Genomic DNA, 18,905 nt, shown 5'->3' on the forward strand with positions numbered 1-18,905 from the left:
TATTTAGTTGAGAGTTAAATAATACCGGTATAAGGAAAGGATAAAATGGGCAATATTAAATTGGCCATAGTCATAATGCTTAAATCCCTTCTAGCATTCTGCCTCTATGGTTATTCCATTCATGCTGTTGCGGAGCCCGCTGTTACGCCAGTAGGGGAGTCAACAAGACATGAAGTCGAATTAATACGTGACGAAGATTACAAGTGTGTTCAATGCCATAAAGATTCTAAAGAAACGGTATTTGGTTCACACGGTGAGAGTGCGCACGCTTTACTTGGTCGTGAAGTGAATTGTACCGATTGTCATAGTTCTATTGGCCCCGATCACCGTGATGGCGCACCTGAGGTGGTGAAGTATCGCGCGGCTCAATCACAACCCGGAACTGAAAAGGTTTTCCTCGATCCTAGCTTAATCCTAGATGCCAACAGCCAGTGTATAGATTGTCACAAGCCTGATGATCTGCGCGAAGCGAGTTGGACCCATGACGTACACGCACAAAACTTAACGTGTTCAAACTGTCACGACGTACATGCGAGTGAAGCGAAGGTTCTTGGCCTAGATAAGAAGCAAACCATCAAGCTGTGTGTGGATTGCCATTCAGACTTCAACCAGAAGAAAGAAGGGGAGTAATCTATGAGCTGCTCAAGAAGAAACTTTTTAGCTGGCGCGGGTGCCGTGATCTTCACAACGGGTGTTGCGGGTACTGCAGCAGTCACTAGCCGTAAAACACTGGCAAATGTTCAGGAAGATGGCGCTAAACGTTACGGAATGGTTCATGACGAAACTGCGTGTATTGGTTGTACTGCCTGTACTGAAGCGTGCCGTGAAGTGAACAAAGTACCTGAAGGTGTATCGCGATTAGAAATTATTAAAAGCGAACCTCAAGGCGAATACCCAAATGTTGATTACCGTTTCACTCGTAACTCTTGCCAACATTGTGATAACGCTCCTTGTGTGATGGTTTGTCCTACAGGGGCGGCCTACAAAGATGAGAAGACAGGCATTGTTGATGTGCATAAAGAGAAGTGTGTGGGCTGTGGCTATTGTCTACTTGCTTGTCCATATCAAGTGCGCTTTTTCCATCCTGAAAATAAGTCGGCCGACAAATGTAACTTCTGTCGTGATACCAATCTTGCACAAGGTAAATTGCCTGCTTGTGTTGAATCTTGCCCTACCAATGCGCTGATATTTGGCGATTTAAATGACCCTAAGAGTGAGATTAATCAGGTGCTTAAATCAGAGGTGGTTTACAGAGATAAAGCTTATCTAGGTACCAAGCCAAAACTCTATAAAGTACCACACCAAAAAGGGGAGATTTGATTATGAGTGCATGGGCTTCAGCTTTCCAATCTGGCACCGTGGTTTGGGATTGGATCATTGCTATTTATCTATTTTTAGCTGGTATGTCAGCGGGTGCTGTTATGATCTCGATCTACCTTAAAAGAAAGGTGATTGATGGGGATCCTGCAAATAATGGTGTTTTAAAGGCAACGGCATTTCTAGCGCCATTTGGGATAATTTCAGGCTTATTGATCTTGGTCTTCCACCTAACGAAACCACTATCATTTTGGAAGATCATGATCTTCTATAATCCAACGTCTGTGATGTCGATGGGTGTGATCTTATTCCAAGTGTATATGGTGATCCTATTTGTTTGGATTGGCATTATATTCCGCAATCAGATTGCCGTATTCTTGAGTGATCAAGCATGGTTAAAAGGCCGACTAGACTTTGTCAGCAACTGGATTGGCAAACTAGAATCTTTCGAGAATGCTTTTGAAATATTCTTGGCAGTACTTGCGCTATTGCTTGCGGCTTACACTGGTTTCTTACTTTCTGCACTAAATACCTTCCCAATGCTGAATAACCCAGTGTTGCCTATCTTGTTCTTATTCTCGAGTTTATCCTCGGGAGCGGCAGCGTGTATTCTATTCGGTGTATTGGTATTTAAGGAGTCACCACATAGTGCCAGTATTTCTTGGATCCACGGCTTCGAACGTCCTGTTGTGATGTTTGAACTGTTTGTTCTTGTCACCTTCTTTACTGGGCTAGTATTTGCTGGTGGTCAAAGTGAGCAGGCAGTATGGAACGCCATTGGCAGTGGTTTCTGGGCGAGTTGGTTCTGGTATGGCGTGATAGGTGTGGGCATGGTTCTACCTTTGTTGCTTAATGCTGTAACACCAACATCGGTTCGCCATAGTACTGTGTATATTTTCTCTGTTACTTCACTGAGCCTGATGGGCGTATTAATGCTAAGAACGTTTGTCCTTTATGCAGGGCAATTAACGCTAGCTTAATTTCGCTCAAGTTATAAGGGCGTGTTGGCCTTTTGAACTGATTTTTGCAACGAGTTGCTGGGCATTTATACAAGGCAGAGGCTTTGATGTGTAGCTAGCCTACATGAGAAGCCGATAACGTAGTAGAAATACCCAGCAAACGTTGCCCGAAGGGTTCGGCTAAAAGCGTTTTACTCTTTGTTGAGGGAGATTTGCTTAGAACGACTAGGCTACTTCACCCTCGCCGCGATTAAAACGCTTTTATCTCGAACAAAATTTAACCTCGAAAGGTCAACACGCCCTAGCAAGCAGATGTTGGATACTGAGCATCTGCTTACTAATTCTTTGTTTCTTTGAGTAAAGAAGCTAACTACGGTTTTACTTGGTTCTGCTTAGGTAGATCCTGATTGAGGTGATATGGTCGGTTCTCTGGGGCTATTTAGTTTAATTTTGGTCGCTGTTCTTAGCAGCATTATCGCTGTGCATTCGATGTATCAAATGCTAACTAAACAAGCACAAAATGTGGCTTTAATTCGTAGTTTCTCCCTCTCTAGCGCTTTGTTTTCCATTGGCGCTATCGTTTTACTTGGCTATGCCTTTGTCAGTGACGACTTTTCCATCCTCTATGTTGCAGAGCATTCTAATACCCAATTACCCACCTTCTTCAAAATGGCGGCTGTGTGGGCTGGGCATGAGGGCTCATTATTATTTTGGGTGTTAACCATTAGCTGTTGGTCGGGTGTGATTGCACTACAAAAGCACTATTCTTCGGAGTATCAGAGCCGCGTATTGTGGGTGATGAATGTATTACTCGCGATATTCGCCTGGTTCACCTTGTTTGCTTCGAATCCGTTTGAATTGAACTCCACCTTGCCACTTGAAGGGCGCGATCTTAACCCTATGCTGCAAGACGTTGGTTTGATATTCCACCCGCCTCTGTTGTATTTGGGTTATGTTGGTTTCTCTGTTGTATTGGCATTTGCCGTGGCCGCTTTGCTGGTGGATCCGATTGAGTTCGATTGGGTCGCTCATTGTCGCAGTTGGTGTTTAGTCGCTTGGATCTTTTTAACCGCAGGGATCATTCTTGGTTCTTGGTGGGCATACTACGAGTTAGGGTGGGGTGGTTGGTGGTTCTGGGACCCGGTAGAAAATGCCAGCCTATTACCTTGGCTAACATCAACCGCTCTACTGCACAGTTTGGGCGTTGCTAAAGGCAAGCAACAGTTGCTGAAGTGGTCACTTAGCCTTGCTTTCATTACGTTTTGTTTAAGTATCCTCGGTACTTTTATCGTTCGATCTGGCGTTCTCACTTCCGTTCATGCTTTTGCTGTTGACCCAACCAAAGGTATCGCGCTGTTGCTGATACTGGTTTTGGTGTTAGTGAGTTCGTTTTCTCTTCTTATAGTTCGTGGTGAATCTTTCGAGTCGGATCTAATCACCAGTTTTGCTAGCAAAAGTTTTTTGAGTTTAGTCGCGGTACTTATATTTGTACTGGCTACGGCGGTGGTGGTGTTTGGTACCTTCTATCCAATGGTCTTTGAATTGCTTGGCCTTGGAAACATCTCAGTGGGTGCACCTTACTTTAACCTTCTTATTGCGCCATTGGCTCTGCTTGCGATGGGAGTGATAGGCTTAGCACCATTGCTCAGTATTAAACCTCAAGCATCGAAAGGTGTGGTTGGGTGTATTGCTTTGTTGTCCTCCGGTCTTGGCTTGCTGACTTACATTTTGCAAGTAAGCACGGTCCAAGTGATGGTGCTGCTGACATGGTCACTCGCCTTTTGGGTAGTCCTTACTCATGTTTACGGATTAGTAGTAGCACGCGATTCTAAGTTTCAACGTAAAGTGTGGGTAATGACATTAGCGCATGTTGGCGTCGCTGTGTTAGCTGTAGGGGCAGCAATGAACAGTTACCATTCTTTTGAACGCAGTTATAAATTGAGTCCTGGAGAGCAGGTAGAGTTCATGGATTGGACGCTTTCGCATCAGGACACTGAGCTTTATGTCGCTTCAAACTTTACGGCTGAAAGAGCGGTGCTTACGTTGCGCACTGGCGAGCGAGCGTTTGCTATCAATCCAGAGAGAAGACACTATCAAGTCAGAGTGATGAACATGAGTGAGCCTGCCATGAAGTGGTTTTGGCATGGCGATGTCTACATCACTATGGGAGAGAAAGTCGATTCAACAGCGTATGCATTTCGTGTTCAGTACAAGGCGTATGCACGCTGGATTTGGTTCGGTGGGCTGATTTCTATCTTAGGCGGATTGCTTTCACTGACTCATCGTAAAAAGAAAACCGTTAAGGCGTCACAGTATGCATACCAACGTTCGTAACAAACTTATCGTGCTCATTACGCTGGCACTGATCGTGGTGTTGGCATTTTTGTTTGCATTAGAGAATAAACAGCAAACCACCACAGTATCGACATCACAAAGAGTGTTCCCTGAATTTACATCGACGGCGTTAGTAGATAGTCAAAGCATCAAAGCAAATCAGCAGCTAACGCGAGCGGACATCACACAACACGCTTATCAACTGGTCAATGTATGGGCATCATGGTGCGGGATCTGTAAAACGGAGCATGCGTATTTATTGGAGCTTCAAGACCAAGGTATTCCAATTATTGGACTTAACTACAGAGATAACTCGGCCGCTGCTATTAATGTGCTATCGAATGATGGCAACCCTTATTCAAAAGTGATTAGCGACCCTCAAGGTAAGTTAGCGCTCGAACTTGGTGTAATAGGGACTCCAGAGACATACTTGGTTGATGCTAAAGGAAATATTGTGAAGAAGTTAATGGGTGTAATTAACGAATCCGTGTGGCAAGATGAGCTTGCTTTTTATTTTGATGGTGTGGATGGATAATGAGATCTTTAGCCCAAATAATATTATTCGTCTCTATGATTATCACGATAAGTCTACCCACATCCGCAGAAGATTTGTTTGTTCCCAGTGATAAGAGCACCAGCATACAAGTGGAGCTTTTTGAGTTTGAAAGGCCCGACCAACAACAGCGCGCCATTGCTTTAGCAAAGACACTGCGCTGTCCTCAATGCCAAAACCAGAACCTGATTGAATCAAACTCTCCGATTGCGAAGGACTTACGCCTTGTTGTATTTAATATGGTGAAAGCAGGGAAGAGTAATCATGAAATTACTCAATATATGACAGAAAGGTTTGGTGAGTTTGTACTTTATAAACCAGCGATGAGCGTTTCAAACTTATTACTTTGGCTGCTACCGAGCCTATTATTTTTACTATTTATATATTTATCAGTAAAAAGTGTTAGAAAGCGCTCATAAAAATTGTGTATTACTGTTTACCAATTGAACTGTATTTTGTAACATTAACGGATTATAAAGGCTAAGCACTGTTATATAAGGATGTGTCTGTGGATAACGTTATCTCAAATTTAAAAAAAGAGTTCCATACTCATGTCCAGTCAGATAAATGGGCAGAAAGATACAGTGCGAAATCGAGCATCTCGACTCTGACGCAAGAAGAGTTAGCTGAGCTGGAAAATGCTTGGGTTCAACTTGTGATTTGGAAACAGACTCAAGTGAGTTAATCGTTCGGTAAAACGAGCACGATTCGCCGCAACTGATTCATTTGTAACCCCATGTTGGTCATTCCAATGTGGGGTTTTTTCTTACCTGGAAGAATGGTTGTTATAATATAACAATTTTGTCACCATCGACCTTGAAAAAAATTGTTAACAGCCTCATAGTGTCTATCATTAGATAGTTAGCTACAAAATATTGCCCAGACATATAATGTAGCGTTGTTAAATACATCGAATTTTCAAGTGAGTATAACTATGGCGGAAGTGCGTGCCAGAATAGATTTCAAAGTAGGGGTAACAAGCAGTATTGATGCTGAATTACTCTCTTTTCATGGATTGAAAACAGATAAAGAGCATGTTGCTGTAATATTTAAATCAGCAGATAAAACACAAGATGTTCCTCTTGTTCGTATGCACTCTGAGTGCCTTACTGGTGATGTTTTCCACTCTTCTCGCTGTGATTGCGGTGAGCAGTTAGATGAAACGATTAGAATCATGGGCGAAACTGGCGGTGTGATTCTTTATCTACGCCAAGAAGGTCGTGGTATTGGCTTATACAATAAGATCGATGCATACCGTCTTCAAAGTGAAGGTATGAACACGTACGAAGCGAACAACCACCTAGGTTTCGGTGATGATTTGCGAGATTTCACTGAAGCGGCTGAGATGCTGCGTGCTCTAGGTATCCCGAAGATTCGTTTGGTCACGAACAACCCTAAGAAGATTAACGAACTGAAGTCTTACGGTATTGAGATAGAAGAAGTAGTTAATACGTCTGCCCATATCAAATCTGGCAACGAAAATTACCTTAAAGCAAAAGTCTCACACGGTAAGCATAACCTGGATATCTAGCCCGTTTACTTGTTGTGCCTAACACAAAAATGTTTAAAGACCTCACATATGTGAGGTTTTTTTGTATTTATCTTGCAATAAAATTGTAAGTTTGTATTATTCAAATCCGTAGTGTAAATGATAATGGTTTGCACTATTACTACGAATAATAATTTAAAGCTCAACAAGGATGCTTCATGACTATCAAATCTTTAGTGACAAAAGCCGTAACTTCGTCACTCATTTTTGCCTCTGCTTCTTCTTTCGCTGCAGTAACTCAAGATCAAGTTGTAGAACATTACGCAGATATTGCTCACGCGGTATTTGCAGACTCAGTAATCACAGCAAAAGCGTTGAACTCTTCTATTGATACCTTCTTAGCTTCTCCTTCTGCTGGCAACTTCGAAAAAGTAAAACTGGCTTGGCTTGAGTCTCGCGTACCATACCAACAGTCAGAAGTATTCCGCTTCGGCAACGTGGTTGTTGATGATTGGGAAGGTCAACTGAATGCATGGCCACTAGACGAAGGTCTGATTGATTACGTTTCTTCTGATTACCAATACGAACTAGGTAACGAGGGCGCAAGCGCTAACATCGTTGCAAACAAAACGTTCCAAATCGGTCAAACGACAGTAGACGCGACGAACATTACGCCTGAACTAATTGCCGAGCTTAACGAGATCGGTGGTTCTGAAGCGAACGTTGCATCTGGTTACCACGCGATCGAATTCCTACTTTGGGGCCAAGACCTAAACGGCACAAACGCAGGTGCTGGTCAGCGTGCTTACACTGACTTCGTTGTTGGTGCTGAGTGTACAAACGGTAACTGTGACCGTCGTGGCGCATACCTAAAAGCGTCTGCTGAGCTACTAGTTCAAGATCTAGAGTGGATGGAAAAGCAGTGGGCTAAAGGCGAGAAAGGTAACTACCGTCAAGAGCTTCTTTCTGAGTCAAGCGAAAATGGTCTACGTAAAATGCTATTCGGCATGGGTTCACTTTCTCTAGGTGAACTTGCTGGTGAGCGTATGAAGGTAGCTCTAGAAGCGAACTCTACTGAAGATGAGCACGATTGCTTCTCTGATAACACGCACAACTCTCACTACTACAACGAGCAAGGCATCTACAACGTTTACACGGGTCTATACAAGCGTGAAGACGGTACTCTGCTTTCAGGTCCAAGCCTATTTGACCTAGTTGAGCAAAAAGATGAGCAAGCTGCGAAAGAGATTCAAAAGCAGTTTGACCTAGCACGTGCACAAGTAGGCCAACTAGTAACATCGGCTGAGAAAAACAACCAGCACTTTGACCAGCTAATTGCTGCTGACAACGCTGCAGGTAATGCATTAGTAAACAAAACAATTGTTGCTCTAGTATCTCAAACAGCTGCAATTGAGCGTGCTGCTGGTGTGATTGGCATTGATAGCCTAAACCCAGACACGGCTGACCACGAGTTCTAAGAACCCGAGCCAGGAACAAATGTAAGGGCTCTAATTGAGCCCTTAATTGTTTGCTAAGAAAAAAGCTACTTCCTTATAAAAACTAAAATCAAAAATTCAGCAAGGCACTGTATGAAGTCGTATCTATCCGCCTCACTCTTAACTGCACTGTTTTTCTTATCTCCATTACACGCCCATGAAACCTACTCCGGTGGTAAAACAACCGTGAAGAAAGATGGGGCGAATGCTTTTTCTCTTCCTGCTGCTAACTTGCCAATGAGCAAGCGCTTAGATTTCAGCGTGGGTAACAGCTTCTTTAGAAATCCTTGGGTGCCCGCGCCATCATCAACTGACGCTCGTGATGGTTTAGGCCCGCTGTTTAACACTAACGGTTGTCAAAACTGTCATATCAAAGATGGGCGAGGCCACGCGCCAGAAAAAGGCGATGAGAACGCCGTGTCTATGTTGGTTCGTCTTAGTATTCCAGCTGAAACACCTGAGCAGCGACAAGCCTTTATTCGTGATGGTGGCATTCCAGAGCCAACATACGGCGGTCAGTTACAAGACTTTGCACTTCAAGGGGTAAAACCAGAGGGCAAGGTGAACATCAGTTACACAGATGTGCCTGTTACTTTTAAAGACGGCACGGTTGTTACTCTGCGTAAACCTTCTTTAAAGATCACTGAACTTGCTTTCGGTGAAATGCACCCTAAAACAGAATTCTCAGCTCGTGTTGCGCCACCGATGATTGGTTTGGGCCTGCTCGAGAGTATTCCTCAAGAGACGATTCTTGGCTTCGCGAAGCAACAAGCAGCGGATAACCAAGGCGTATCAGGTAAAGCCAATTACGTTCTTGATGTTCGCACAAACGAAATGGCACTGGGACGTTTCGGTTGGAAAGCTGGTCAGCCAAACTTGATGCAGCAAAATGCGGCAGCATTTAACGGTGATTTGGGCTTAACAAGCAGCTTATTCCCGAACGAAAACTGCACCTCAGCTCAATCAACTTGTGATGACTTTCCAAATGGCGGTGAGCCAGAAGTGAGTGATAACATCCTCGACTTCGTAGAGTTCTATTCTCAACATCTGGCGGTTCCAATCCGTCGTAATGTTGATGACCCGGCAGTCATTCAAGGCAAAAAATTGTTCAAAGACATTGGTTGCCAAAGCTGTCACCAAGCTGAAATTCGTACAGCCAAGCGCGAAGGTTTGCCAGCACTATCTGACCAGTTAATCAGCCCTTATACCGATATGTTGCTGCATGATATGGGCGAAGGCCTAGCAGATAACCGTCCAGAGTATCTAGCGAATGGACGTGAGTGGCGAACCACGCCATTGTGGGGTTTAGGTTATACAAAAGAAGTGAATGGCCACACCTTCTTGCTGCACGATGGCCGAGCAAGAAACGTGATGGAAGCGGTACTTTGGCACGGTGGTGAAGCTGAGATGGCGAAACAGAAAGTGTTGTCACTCAGTCGTAGCGAACGTGAAGCACTGCTGGCGTTCTTAGATTCACTATAAGCTAACTTGAACTCAGTTGGGCCAGAGGCTTGATGAGTAAAGCAAGTAAGCGAATAAATGACTGACTGCCGCTGAACTTGTAGAAATACGAGCGCAGCGGTAGTTTTCATATTTAATGAACTCATATAATTAAAAGAAAAATTAGGAAGTAAGGTAACAGCATGGCTCAAAAATTATTGTTAATGCCTTTGTCGGTTTTAGCCATGGCAGGCTGTCAGTCATCAGGGGAACAAGCTGCTTCGTCTGAGGTTAACGGTGTGTCTTATCAAGCCGACACGACAAGTCATATTAGTCGTAGTGTGTATCAACAGGAGTTTGATTCAGCAGTACTATTCGCTAAGCAATCAAGCGAATTAGAAGCCTTGATGCAGGGCTACTGTGAAACAAATAACGTTGAGTTAGATGCAGTTAAAAATCAGTGGCAGCTCACTATGAATAGTTGGATGGCACTGCAAGGACAAGAGCGTGGTCCAACAGCCGCGTTAGAAGAAAGCTGGAATGTTCAATTTTGGCCAGACAAAAAGAACACGACGGGCCTTAAAATGCGTCAGTTGACGCAACAGAATAAAGCTTGGACGCAAGACGAAATTGCACAGCAAAGCGTGACAGTTCAAGGCTTGGGTGCTTTGGAGTGGGCGCTATATGACCAGCAATCACCATTGCTTAAAGATAAGGCATCGGGTTGTCTGTCTTCACAAGCAATCGCACAAAACTTGGCAATGAAATCAGCTTCAATTGCTGAAGCTTGGCAAGTTAACCCATGGCTTGCTTTGGACGAGATGCGTTGGGAGTCGGAATACATCGCTCTTTTGACGAACCAGCTTGATTACAGCATGAAGAAGTTAAGCCGCCCGATGGCAAAAATTGGTCATCCGCGCCCATACTTTTCAGAATCTTGGCGAGCGCAAACCTCTATGACTCAACTAAAAGCGAATGTTGCGGCTCTAGAGAAATTGTATTTCGCTGACGGTAACGGCCTTGATGGCTTGCTGAGAGAGAAAGGGCTCAATGATTTGGCTGATCGTGTTGCTGATCAGTTCACACTGACATTAGAGACTTGGCCAACGGATTCGAGCTTGTTCAGTTTACTGCAGAGCAAAGAAGGTTACCGAGAGGTTCTGACTCAGTACAACAAGCTAGAACGTTTGAAGTACCTGATTCATGAAGAAGTAGCGATAGAGCTGGGCGTGGTAATAGGATTTAATGCTACCGATGGTGACTGATACTACACGAAGAAACTTACTGAAAGCAGCACTTGGGTGTGCTGCTGTCCCAGTGCTGCCGTTCGGATGTGCAAGCCGTTCAGGTGAAAAGGCATCGAACAAACCTCAGTTGATTGGTTGTGCGCTTAATGGTCGAGACCAGTATTCCGCGGTTGTCGCTGATGAATATGGCATGCCACTGACTCAGCTACCGATCCCCGAGCGTGGGCATGGTGTTGCCATTTGTCCAACGTCATCCCACGCAGTCGTGTTTGCCCGTCGCCCGGGTGACTACTTTATGGTGTTTGACTACAAAAGTGGTGCGCAGATAAAAATGGTAGTGAAGGGTAACAACCGTCACTTCTATGGTCACGGTGTTTACTCGTTAGACGGCACACTACTGTATGCGACTGAAGGGAAAACGGACACGAGCCAAGGCGTAATTGGCGTCTATGATGTCACGCAAGGGTATCGTAAGGTCGAAGAATTCACCGGTTTTGGCATTGGCCCTCACGAGGTGATCATCATGCCGGATGGTAATCTTGCTATCGGTGTTGGCGGTGTACACACTGATGGTCGAACACCGAAAAATTTGGATTCCATGCAGCCTAGTTTGAGCTATGTTTCATCGCAAGGTGAACTGCTTGATCAGGTTGAATTGTTGGATAAGAAATTAAGTATTCGACACTTAGCGCATGACGGGGCTGAGACTGTACTTTGTGGTCAGCAATATCGTGGCGAACCTGATGAATATCCTTCACTTTTGGCGATGCATACAAAAGGCGGCGAGTTCGAATCCTTGAACGCAGAGCCAGAGCAATGGGCGCGATTTAATCATTACATTGCAAGTATCGCAGCATCCGATGATTGGATTATCGCCACCTCTCCACGAGGTAATTGCTACGGTATTTGGTCTAAACAAACCAAAGAGTTAGTGGAGCTATCGGCATTGTCTGATGCCTCCGGTGCTGTGCTTCTTGATGGGGAATTTAGATTGAGTTCTGGGGCGGGGAGTGTGGTTAGTCAACGCAAACCATATGAGAAATCAACACAGCAATCATCCATTCAGTGGGATAACCACTGGAGTTCTATCTGATTTATAACGTCATCTAAAAATAACATGCTGACTCCAGTTTCTTTGCCATACTTATGGGATGGATAAAGGTGGAGTGAGCATGTTAGCGAAATACTTCTGTGGATTATTGTTGCTAGTTTCAATGAACACATGGGGCTATACGAGTTCTGAGGAGCGTCGGTTTATTCCGGCAGATTCAGAGCTCTCTTTCATGCTTATCTATCCCGAACTCACCCAGAGTATTTATCAAGACACCTCATTTCCATTCTTGTGGGACTCTACAGAGCTTGTTAAAGCGTTTGAATTCCAGTTATCGCTGATTGAACAAGCGAAGATGGCACCGCTTTTCGAACGACAGCTCAAACAGATTCGCCAGTATCAATCTCGCCAGCAGTGGCAAGAGTTAGACATACTGCTCACCGACACCTTCATCTACTATCTGAGCTACGTTGAGAATGCGCCTATCATAGGTAAGGAGTGGTATTTCTCCGGTCAGCTGCACTCGAAACTACCCGCACCTTCACCTCATATTGTTATGAGGCTTAAAAGCAGCGTCGCCAATGATTACTTATTGGAGATGGTGTTGTCTTACGCGCCACCGGTTGGCGATTTTGACCAATTCAAAGCAACCTATTCTGTTTTAAACACGGCATCAGAGCTTGGTATTGAACGTTACCGCCAGAAAGGGCTAAAACGCTTGGGAGATCAGCTTTCAGACAAAGCGACGCTGGTTGAGCGCATTGCATTGGTTGGCGTAGATACTTCAATGATCGCTGTCGATTCTCCTCGGTTTGATCGAGACTTGCAAATCGCGACCAAAGCCTTTCAGCGCATGCATGGGATTACCGCGGATGGGATTATCGGACCAGACACGATCAAGTGGATCAATATGAGCTTTGATGATCGACTTACTTCCCTAGCATTGAACGCCGAGCGTGCCCGCTTATGGCCAAGAAATAGAGACTCACTGATTGTGGTGAATGTACCTAGTTTTGATATGAAGTATTGGGAAGATGGGGAAGAGGTTTTTGAATCTAAAGTTGTGGTCGGAAGAAAATCGAGAAAAACACCACTCTTAGAGATAAAACTTGATTCGGTTATCTTAAATCCGACTTGGAACGTGCCATGGAAAATCATGGTTAAAGATATCTTGCCTAAAGTAAAAGCCGATGAGAGCTATCTTGAAACACACAATTTTCAAGTGATCGATGGTTGGCGTTCGATGGAAACCGTCGATACTACTGAGATAGATTGGCAGACGATCAAATTCAACTCTTTCCCTTATCGAATGCGTCAGCAAGCAGGCTCTAGCAACGCATTAGGGTTGTACAAGTTCAATACGCCCAACAAGCGAGCCATCTATCTCCATGACACCCCAAGTAAAAGCTTGTTTAACGATGATTTCCGCGCCTATAGCTCAGGTTGTATTCGTGTTGAGCATGCCGAGGAACTTGCCGAGTTGTTATTTGCGACTAAGGTAAAGAAAGTACCCAATCAGGATGATGAACTTGCTCCCAATACAAAGGTTCGACTCAAGAAACGAATTCCGGTACACATTATTTACCAAACCGTGTTGTTTGAAGAAGAGGGCATACAGTACCGTGGCGACATTTATCAATACGATAAACAGGGTGGCTAATGACAGATATGCATAGAATGGTGATCTTGACCAAAAAATGACAACTAACCTTCTATTGATAAAATTATAATGAGTATCAATAACTAACCGTGCAAAGGTTACAAATACTAACGTTTTGCACGTTTTTTGTGCGTTGACGCAGCAATTCCCATTATGTATCGTGCGTTTTTTGTTCGATCTAATTGGGTTTTCTTGCTGTATGTCTCAAAGTTTATTTTCACGCCGTCAGTTCCTGACTTACGCTGGTGGTACTGCTGTTGTTGCCTCACTTACTCCTTCTATTGCCTTTGCTTCATACCCTGATCAACCAAGAACGATTAGCATGAACAACCTCCACACTGGTGAAAGGTTAGAGAGCTGCTATTTCGATGGCACTAACTATGTTGGTGATGAGATGGCGCGTCTTAGCAAACTATGTCGTGACTTCCGCCGTAACGAAATACACCCAATGGATAAGAACCTTTTTGACCAAATTACTCAGATTCAAAATATCTTAGGTATTCAAAAAGAAGTTCAGATCATCTCTGGTTATCGCTCTCCAGCAACCAACGAAGCGTTACGCTCAAAGTCGAGTGGTGTTGCTAAAAAGAGCTACCACATGCTTGGTAAAGCGATCGATTTCCGTATCGATGGTGTTGATTTGAAAGAGTTGAGAGATGTAGCAAGAAGCCTACAAGCGGGTGGTGTTGGTTACTATGCTCGCAGCAACTTTATACACATTGATACTGGCCCTGTGCGAACTTGGTAGAGCAAGATTCAGTGGGGGAGCAAAACGGTAGGTACTTGTCAAAGTAGACATCCAATGTCATAGTTTGCCCAAATTTCAGTTTGCCCTCTAAGGTTTGTATATGTCTCTTAAGTATCAAGTTGTACCTGTTACCTCTTTCGCTCAAAACTGCTCGATTGTGTGGTGTGATGAAACCATGGAAGGCATTGTTGTTGATCCAGGTGGTGACATTCAACAGCTAGCTGCAATAATCGAAGAGCTGGGCGTTAAGGTAGTGAACTTGGTGCTGACTCATGGTCACTTAGATCATGTGGGGGGGACGGTGCCACTTTCTGAGATGTTGAACGTTGAGATTGTTGGCCCACATAAGGCTGATAACTTCTGGCTACAAGGCCTAGAGAATCAAAGCCAAATGTTCGGTTTCCCACTGTGTAAAGCGTTTGAACCAAATACTTGGTTAGAAGAGGGCGACAAAGTAACGTTTGGTAACCAAGTTATCGATGTAATTCATACTCCAGGCCACACACCAGGCCACGTGGTACTGTTTAGCGAGCAAGCTCGTTTAGCGTTTGTTGGTGATGTGCTGTTTAACGGTGCCATTGGTCGTACTGACTTCCCACAAGGCGATTTCAACACGCTTAGCACATCGATCAAGACTAAGCTTTGGCCACTAGGCAGTGATGTAACTTTCGTTCCTGGTCATGGCCCTGAATCGACATTCGGTCGTGAGCGTGCATCAAACCCATTCGTAGCCGATGAGATGCCTTTGTACTAAGTCTGTCATAGAGCATCAGAACGATTGAAAATGAAGCTTAGCTTTTCTTCTGAAAGTTAAGCTTTTTTTATGGTTCATCGCGGATTAGCTTGCGGGTTTACTTTCTAAGCCTATTGGGTGTTAATCAGAAACACGCTCGGCAGCCGCTAGGTAGCGCCGAGCCAAGCCTACAAACTCTTCCCCGCTAATATTTAGGTCATTGGTTGATATGAAAATATCGTAGCCGTGAAAACCTCTTTGATATTTCATTCTGTTAGCGAGCATCGCCTGTAGTCCAGAATAATCTTTGATGACGGCTTTCTCGTCACTTGATGTTTTAGAGGGGGTAGATTCAGCTTGTATTTGGCTGTCACTAAAATAGCGCTCTTCAGTGTTTTCTGATTCTTTAAATTTACTCAGCTCTACACAGCCAGCTTCAGTACAGCGAGCGTGGTAATGCGAAGAGTCGAGAACCATGTCTTCAAAGTTCGACTCCTTACCCGCTTGCTTGGCTCCCAAATACAAAAGTGCACGCTGGCTGAGCAGTAATTCGCAGGTGATTTTAGGGCAAATGGAATCCAAGTAGGGTGAGTAATCTTTGACCTTAATACCGATCCAAGGAAGAGGTTGATGCCAGCCATCTTGTTCATAAGTACACAAGCCGATTTTTTGGATATTACTCCACTTTAAAACCCATCCACCTTTATAAAAGTGCTGCTGAAAATGTGTCGGAGTGAGTGTGAACATCACCCGGCTGCGTAGCATTAAATAATAGCCTGTTCCAAGCAGTGTAATAATGCAAAAAGCGCCTACGATCAGTAACTTTGGATTATCGCTATAGAGTGCAATGATGAAGCAAATAAAGCCCAAAATAACAGCTAGAATACGGTATGCTCGAGTGAACGAAGGCAAAGAGAAATTAGTGAGATGACGAGTGTCCATAGGCAACACCAAGTTTTCATATTTTTGTCTGGATGGATAACCAGTGTATATGACCCTGAATTGATAAGTCGATGTTTAAATAATAGACGCTAGTAGACAATATCGGTATTTTTCGTCGACTTTCGGCGCTTCACTCTACAAATAGCTCCTGTTTTTTGGTATAAATCGCGCTTCAAATTTTCACCACTGCGAAAAGAGCAGTGAACTGGAGAAATATTCAATGAGACTTGCTCATAAGCGTAAGGTGCAGGCTAAACTGCAGAAACGCACTAAAGCGGCTGTAGTTAAAGCAGTGGCAACGCCGAAAAAAGCGAAGCCTGTCGCAGAGAAAGTTGTAGCAGAAAAAACTGTAGCAGCAAAACCAGCGGTAGAGAAAACAGTAGCAGCAACTAAAGAAGTTGCAGTAGCACTGACTCCTAAGCAACAACAAGTTCTAGACATCGTTGTTAGCAATGCTGAAGGCATTAACCCTAAAGGTATCGGCCTAGCAGCTGGTCAAGAAGACGCGAAAGCAGCTTCATGGGCAACAGGCGCATTGAAAAAACTTCTTGAAGAAAACCTAGTAGCGAAAGAGCAGCTAGCAGGTAACAAGGTTATCTACAAAGCTATCTAATCCCACGGGATGATATTCGCTTCGTTAAGTTTTTAAGCCTCGATTATCGAGGCTTTTTTGTATCTGCAACACAAGACTCACTCCTATATTCCCTCCACAATTCTTGTTCGCTTATTTAGGCTAACACCTGGCTTTGTCTCTCATCAGTAAGCACCAAAGTAGGGCGAATCTCGAACAAAACACCGATAATTTCCCCCGAAACTAAAGCGATGAATAGAGCTTCATCACGAAATAGCAAACAAATGTTAATTCGGCTTCATTGTAACTACTTAGGTATTTATCAATACGTATTCTTCGTGTGAATAGTCTTAGTCCTTTAAAACTGGCACTGGTCATTTAACTCCTACGTAGTTCTACTTAGTTCTTTGGTCTAATACGTATCTCTGTGCGGAGTATTCGTGCGTGCTCTCCCTGATATCTTGTTGCCTGATCGCGGTGCACTCTTATGTTGAATCATAAAAAATGCTCAAAGAAAGAGTGTTAACCCAACAAAGGACGTGAACATGAGTCTCATTTCTAACTCCCTCACACGAGTTTTTAAAAACGTAGCGGTAACCGCTGCGGCTTGTTTAGCTTTGGTCGCTACTGGTGCAACAGCTGCGGATAAGGTTTACCGTTTGAAACTTGCTGAAACGTGGGGACCAAACTTCCCTGTTTTCGGTGACGCTACCAAGAACATGGCGGCGATGGCTGAGAAAATGTCGAATGGTCGACTGCAAATCAGAATCGATTCAGCGAACAAACACAAAGCCCCTCTAGGCGTTTTTGACATGGTTAAGTCTGGTCAATACGACATGGGTCACTCAGGCTCGTACTACTGGAAAGGTAAAGTTCCAAACACTCTTTACTTCACTTCTATGCCTTTCGGTATGACGCCAGCAGAACAATACGCATGGTTCTACCACGGTGGCGGTATGGAGTTAATGGAGCAGGTTTACTCTCCACATAACTTAATGTCGTTCCCAGGTGGTAACACGGACATTCAAATGGGTGGTTGGTTTCAAAAAGAGATCAACAGTGTTGAAGATCTACAAGGTCTGAAGATGCGAATCCCTGGTTTTGCGGGTGAAATCCTAGCAGAGCTTGGCGCTAAACCGACCAACATTGCTCCGGGTGAGCTTTACACGTCTCTAGAGCGCCGCACGATTGATGCACTAGAGTGGGTAGGCCCTTCACTGGACCTGCGAATGGGTTTCCACAAAATCGCGCCTTACTACTACACAGGTTGGCATGAGCCGGGTTCAGAGCTTCAGTTCCTAGTGAACAAACGCACTTGGAACAAGCTTCCTGAAGATCTACAAGAAATTTTACGTGTTGCAATGCGTACAGCAGCTTACGACATGTACACACAAGCAACGCACGAAAGTGGTAAGAACTGGGTTTCTATGAAAACTGAGTACCCAGATGTACAAGTGAAAGACTTCCCGCCAGAGGTTATGTCTGCACTAAAAGAAGCGAACGACCGTCTACTTGCTGCCCATGCTGAGAAAGATGAGCTAGCAAAAGAGATTCAAGCTTCACAAGCTGCTTACCTAGAGCAAGTACGTTCATGGACGGATATTTCACACAGAGCTTACCTAAATAGCCAAGCGAAATAATCGCCCCTTGTAGAACTAAATCTAAATGAACCCGAAGCTTTTCTTATTAAGTATTTATGAGTGAATAAGCTGACGGTTCATTTAAAACATAATAACTAACCTGTATTACGCTCAAGAACCTTTTCTACGTCCTACAGCTTGTTAATTAAGCTGCACGATGTCTTTTCAAATTCCATGGAGTCGGGAATGCGAAGTCTAATTTATATTGAACGCATATTTAATCGTATCGGTGATGCACTGGGATGGCTTTCCAGTATGTTGTTTATTTTACTTATCGCCAACGTCGTGTATGACGTTGTCATGAGATATGCATTCAACGATGTCTCAATTGCCTTTCAAGAGATGGAATGGCACCTGTTCTCTGCCGTATTCCTATTAGGTGTGCCATATGCCATTAAAGCGGGCGGCCATGTTCGAGTCGATGTGTTCTACGAGCAACTGAGCTTTAAAGCCCAAGCCATTATTGACCTGCTAGGCACGCTTATATTTCTTCTTCCTTTTTGTTTACTCGTCGCTTGGTTCGGCATTGATGTTGCCAAAGAGAGTTATGAACTGGGTGAGACCTCAGGCGATCCCGGTGGCTTGCCTTATCGATGGATCATCAAAGCCATGATCCCGTTGTCGTTCTTCTTAATGGCATTGAGTGGCGTAGGTTTGATCCTGCACTCACTTAACAAGATTTTTAATCCGCACCTTATCCACGCAAATCATAAGTAGAGGCTAAA

The 18,905-nt window shown here is 44.2% G+C and carries 19 protein-coding genes; 18 read left to right on the forward strand and 1 reads right to left on the reverse strand.

The window, feature by feature from the left end:
• The first annotated feature begins 45 nt into the window (after nucleotides 1-45).
• The 15 genes from nrfB (at nucleotide 46) to L1D55_RS04600 (ending at nucleotide 15,048) form a co-directional block, all read left to right on the forward strand.
• Nucleotides 46-630, forward strand: a complete 585-nt coding sequence (gene nrfB / locus L1D55_RS04530; protein ID WP_239916653.1) for a cytochrome c nitrite reductase pentaheme subunit — start codon at nucleotides 46-48, stop codon at nucleotides 628-630.
• Nucleotides 631-633: 3 nt separating this feature from the next.
• On the forward strand, nucleotides 634-1,320 hold the full coding sequence (gene nrfC / locus L1D55_RS04535; protein WP_239916654.1) for a cytochrome c nitrite reductase Fe-S protein: 687 nt from the start codon (nucleotides 634-636) through the stop codon (nucleotides 1,318-1,320).
• Nucleotides 1,321-1,322: 2 nt separating this feature from the next.
• Nucleotides 1,323-2,297: a cytochrome c nitrite reductase subunit NrfD gene (nrfD, locus tag L1D55_RS04540; protein WP_239916655.1), complete on the forward strand. Its 975-nt coding sequence runs from the start codon at nucleotides 1,323-1,325 to the stop codon at nucleotides 2,295-2,297.
• Nucleotides 2,298-2,693: 396 nt separating this feature from the next.
• A complete protein-coding gene (locus L1D55_RS04545) occupies nucleotides 2,694-4,610 on the forward strand; it encodes a heme lyase CcmF/NrfE family subunit (protein ID WP_239916656.1) in 1,917 nt (638 codons plus the stop codon).
• Entirely contained in the window at nucleotides 4,591-5,145 is a 555-nt protein-coding gene (locus L1D55_RS04550) for a DsbE family thiol:disulfide interchange protein (protein ID WP_239916657.1), read from the forward strand. The genes L1D55_RS04545 and L1D55_RS04550 overlap by 20 nt, the downstream gene beginning before the upstream one ends.
• The gene (nrfF, locus tag L1D55_RS04555) at nucleotides 5,142-5,582 is read left to right on the forward strand and encodes a heme lyase NrfEFG subunit NrfF (protein ID WP_239916674.1); all 441 of its coding nucleotides are present in this window, start codon (nucleotides 5,142-5,144) and stop codon (nucleotides 5,580-5,582) included. Before L1D55_RS04550 ends, nrfF begins: the two co-directional genes overlap by 4 nt.
• Before the next feature lie 89 nt (nucleotides 5,583-5,671).
• A complete protein-coding gene (locus L1D55_RS04560) occupies nucleotides 5,672-5,848 on the forward strand; it encodes a hypothetical protein (RefSeq protein WP_004740200.1) in 177 nt (58 codons plus the stop codon).
• 249 nt (nucleotides 5,849-6,097) lie between these two features.
• On the forward strand, nucleotides 6,098-6,694 hold the full coding sequence (gene ribA / locus L1D55_RS04565; protein ID WP_004740199.1) for a GTP cyclohydrolase II: 597 nt from the start codon (nucleotides 6,098-6,100) through the stop codon (nucleotides 6,692-6,694).
• A 176-nt stretch (nucleotides 6,695-6,870) separates the two neighbouring features.
• Nucleotides 6,871-8,130, forward strand: coding sequence for an imelysin family protein (locus L1D55_RS04570; RefSeq protein ID WP_004740198.1), 1,260 nt, complete (start codon nucleotides 6,871-6,873; stop codon nucleotides 8,128-8,130).
• Nucleotides 8,131-8,241: 111 nt separating this feature from the next.
• Nucleotides 8,242-9,630: a di-heme oxidoredictase family protein gene (locus L1D55_RS04575; protein WP_239916658.1), complete on the forward strand. Its 1,389-nt coding sequence runs from the start codon at nucleotides 8,242-8,244 to the stop codon at nucleotides 9,628-9,630.
• Nucleotides 9,631-9,791: 161 nt separating this feature from the next.
• Complete coding sequence (locus tag L1D55_RS04580; RefSeq protein WP_239916659.1) at nucleotides 9,792-10,853, forward strand: imelysin family protein; 1,062 nt, start codon at nucleotides 9,792-9,794, stop codon at nucleotides 10,851-10,853.
• Nucleotides 10,843-11,928, forward strand: coding sequence for a DUF1513 domain-containing protein (locus L1D55_RS04585; RefSeq protein ID WP_239916660.1), 1,086 nt, complete (start codon nucleotides 10,843-10,845; stop codon nucleotides 11,926-11,928). The genes L1D55_RS04580 and L1D55_RS04585 overlap by 11 nt, the downstream gene beginning before the upstream one ends.
• Nucleotides 11,929-12,007: 79 nt before the next feature.
• Complete coding sequence (locus L1D55_RS04590) at nucleotides 12,008-13,546, forward strand: L,D-transpeptidase family protein (protein WP_239916661.1); 1,539 nt, start codon at nucleotides 12,008-12,010, stop codon at nucleotides 13,544-13,546.
• A gap of 199 nt (nucleotides 13,547-13,745) precedes the next feature.
• Nucleotides 13,746-14,294 (forward strand): YcbK family protein, encoded by a 549-nt coding sequence (locus tag L1D55_RS04595; protein ID WP_004740189.1) that lies wholly within the window; start codon nucleotides 13,746-13,748, stop codon nucleotides 14,292-14,294.
• A gap of 100 nt (nucleotides 14,295-14,394) precedes the next feature.
• A complete protein-coding gene (locus L1D55_RS04600) occupies nucleotides 14,395-15,048 on the forward strand; it encodes an MBL fold metallo-hydrolase (RefSeq protein ID WP_239916662.1) in 654 nt (217 codons plus the stop codon).
• Nucleotides 15,049-15,168: 120 nt separating this feature from the next.
• Here L1D55_RS04600 and L1D55_RS04605 read toward each other — a convergent pair whose 3' ends face one another.
• Nucleotides 15,169-15,969: a DUF2982 domain-containing protein gene (locus L1D55_RS04605; RefSeq protein ID WP_239916663.1), complete on the reverse strand. Its 801-nt coding sequence runs from the start codon at nucleotides 15,967-15,969 to the stop codon at nucleotides 15,169-15,171.
• A gap of 220 nt (nucleotides 15,970-16,189) precedes the next feature.
• Here L1D55_RS04605 and L1D55_RS04610 point away from each other — a divergent pair, with 220 nt between their 5' ends.
• The 3 genes from L1D55_RS04610 to L1D55_RS04620 all read left to right on the forward strand — a co-directional run bounded on the left by L1D55_RS04610 (nucleotide 16,190) and on the right by L1D55_RS04620 (nucleotide 18,897).
• Nucleotides 16,190-16,582 carry a hypothetical protein gene (locus L1D55_RS04610; RefSeq protein WP_004740184.1) on the forward strand — a complete coding sequence of 131 codons (393 nt, stop codon included), beginning with the start codon at nucleotides 16,190-16,192 and terminating at the stop codon, nucleotides 16,580-16,582.
• A 503-nt stretch (nucleotides 16,583-17,085) separates the two neighbouring features.
• Nucleotides 17,086-18,180, forward strand: coding sequence for a TRAP transporter substrate-binding protein (locus L1D55_RS04615; protein ID WP_050711965.1), 1,095 nt, complete (start codon nucleotides 17,086-17,088; stop codon nucleotides 18,178-18,180).
• 186 nt (nucleotides 18,181-18,366) lie between these two features.
• Nucleotides 18,367-18,897 carry a TRAP transporter small permease subunit gene (locus L1D55_RS04620; protein WP_004740180.1) on the forward strand — a complete coding sequence of 177 codons (531 nt, stop codon included), beginning with the start codon at nucleotides 18,367-18,369 and terminating at the stop codon, nucleotides 18,895-18,897.
• The last annotated feature ends 8 nt before the right edge of the window (nucleotides 18,898-18,905 follow it).

The organism is Vibrio sp. Isolate22 (assembly GCF_022398115.1).
Taxonomy (GTDB): Bacteria; Pseudomonadota; Gammaproteobacteria; order Enterobacterales; family Vibrionaceae; genus Vibrio.

Coding starts and splice junctions, on each gene's coding strand:
- L1D55_RS04605 (WP_239916663.1), bottom strand. CDS start 15,969: ATGGACACTCGTCATCTCACTAATTTCTCTTTGCCTTCGTTCACTCGA.
- nrfD (WP_239916655.1), top strand. CDS start 1,323: ATGAGTGCATGGGCTTCAGCTTTCCAATCTGGCACCGTGGTTTGGGAT.
- ribA (WP_004740199.1), top strand. CDS start 6,098: ATGGCGGAAGTGCGTGCCAGAATAGATTTCAAAGTAGGGGTAACAAGC.
- L1D55_RS04620 (WP_004740180.1), top strand. CDS start 18,367: ATGCGAAGTCTAATTTATATTGAACGCATATTTAATCGTATCGGTGAT.
- L1D55_RS04550 (WP_239916657.1), top strand. CDS start 4,591: ATGCATACCAACGTTCGTAACAAACTTATCGTGCTCATTACGCTGGCA.
- L1D55_RS04595 (WP_004740189.1), top strand. CDS start 13,746: ATGTCTCAAAGTTTATTTTCACGCCGTCAGTTCCTGACTTACGCTGGT.
- nrfC (WP_239916654.1), top strand. CDS start 634: ATGAGCTGCTCAAGAAGAAACTTTTTAGCTGGCGCGGGTGCCGTGATC.
- L1D55_RS04585 (WP_239916660.1), top strand. CDS start 10,843: ATGGTGACTGATACTACACGAAGAAACTTACTGAAAGCAGCACTTGGG.
- L1D55_RS04590 (WP_239916661.1), top strand. CDS start 12,008: ATGTTAGCGAAATACTTCTGTGGATTATTGTTGCTAGTTTCAATGAAC.
- L1D55_RS04570 (WP_004740198.1), top strand. CDS start 6,871: ATGACTATCAAATCTTTAGTGACAAAAGCCGTAACTTCGTCACTCATT.
- L1D55_RS04580 (WP_239916659.1), top strand. CDS start 9,792: ATGGCTCAAAAATTATTGTTAATGCCTTTGTCGGTTTTAGCCATGGCA.
- L1D55_RS04615 (WP_050711965.1), top strand. CDS start 17,086: ATGAGTCTCATTTCTAACTCCCTCACACGAGTTTTTAAAAACGTAGCG.
- L1D55_RS04545 (WP_239916656.1), top strand. CDS start 2,694: ATGGTCGGTTCTCTGGGGCTATTTAGTTTAATTTTGGTCGCTGTTCTT.
- nrfB (WP_239916653.1), top strand. CDS start 46: ATGGGCAATATTAAATTGGCCATAGTCATAATGCTTAAATCCCTTCTA.
- L1D55_RS04575 (WP_239916658.1), top strand. CDS start 8,242: ATGAAGTCGTATCTATCCGCCTCACTCTTAACTGCACTGTTTTTCTTA.
- L1D55_RS04610 (WP_004740184.1), top strand. CDS start 16,190: ATGAGACTTGCTCATAAGCGTAAGGTGCAGGCTAAACTGCAGAAACGC.
- L1D55_RS04600 (WP_239916662.1), top strand. CDS start 14,395: ATGTCTCTTAAGTATCAAGTTGTACCTGTTACCTCTTTCGCTCAAAAC.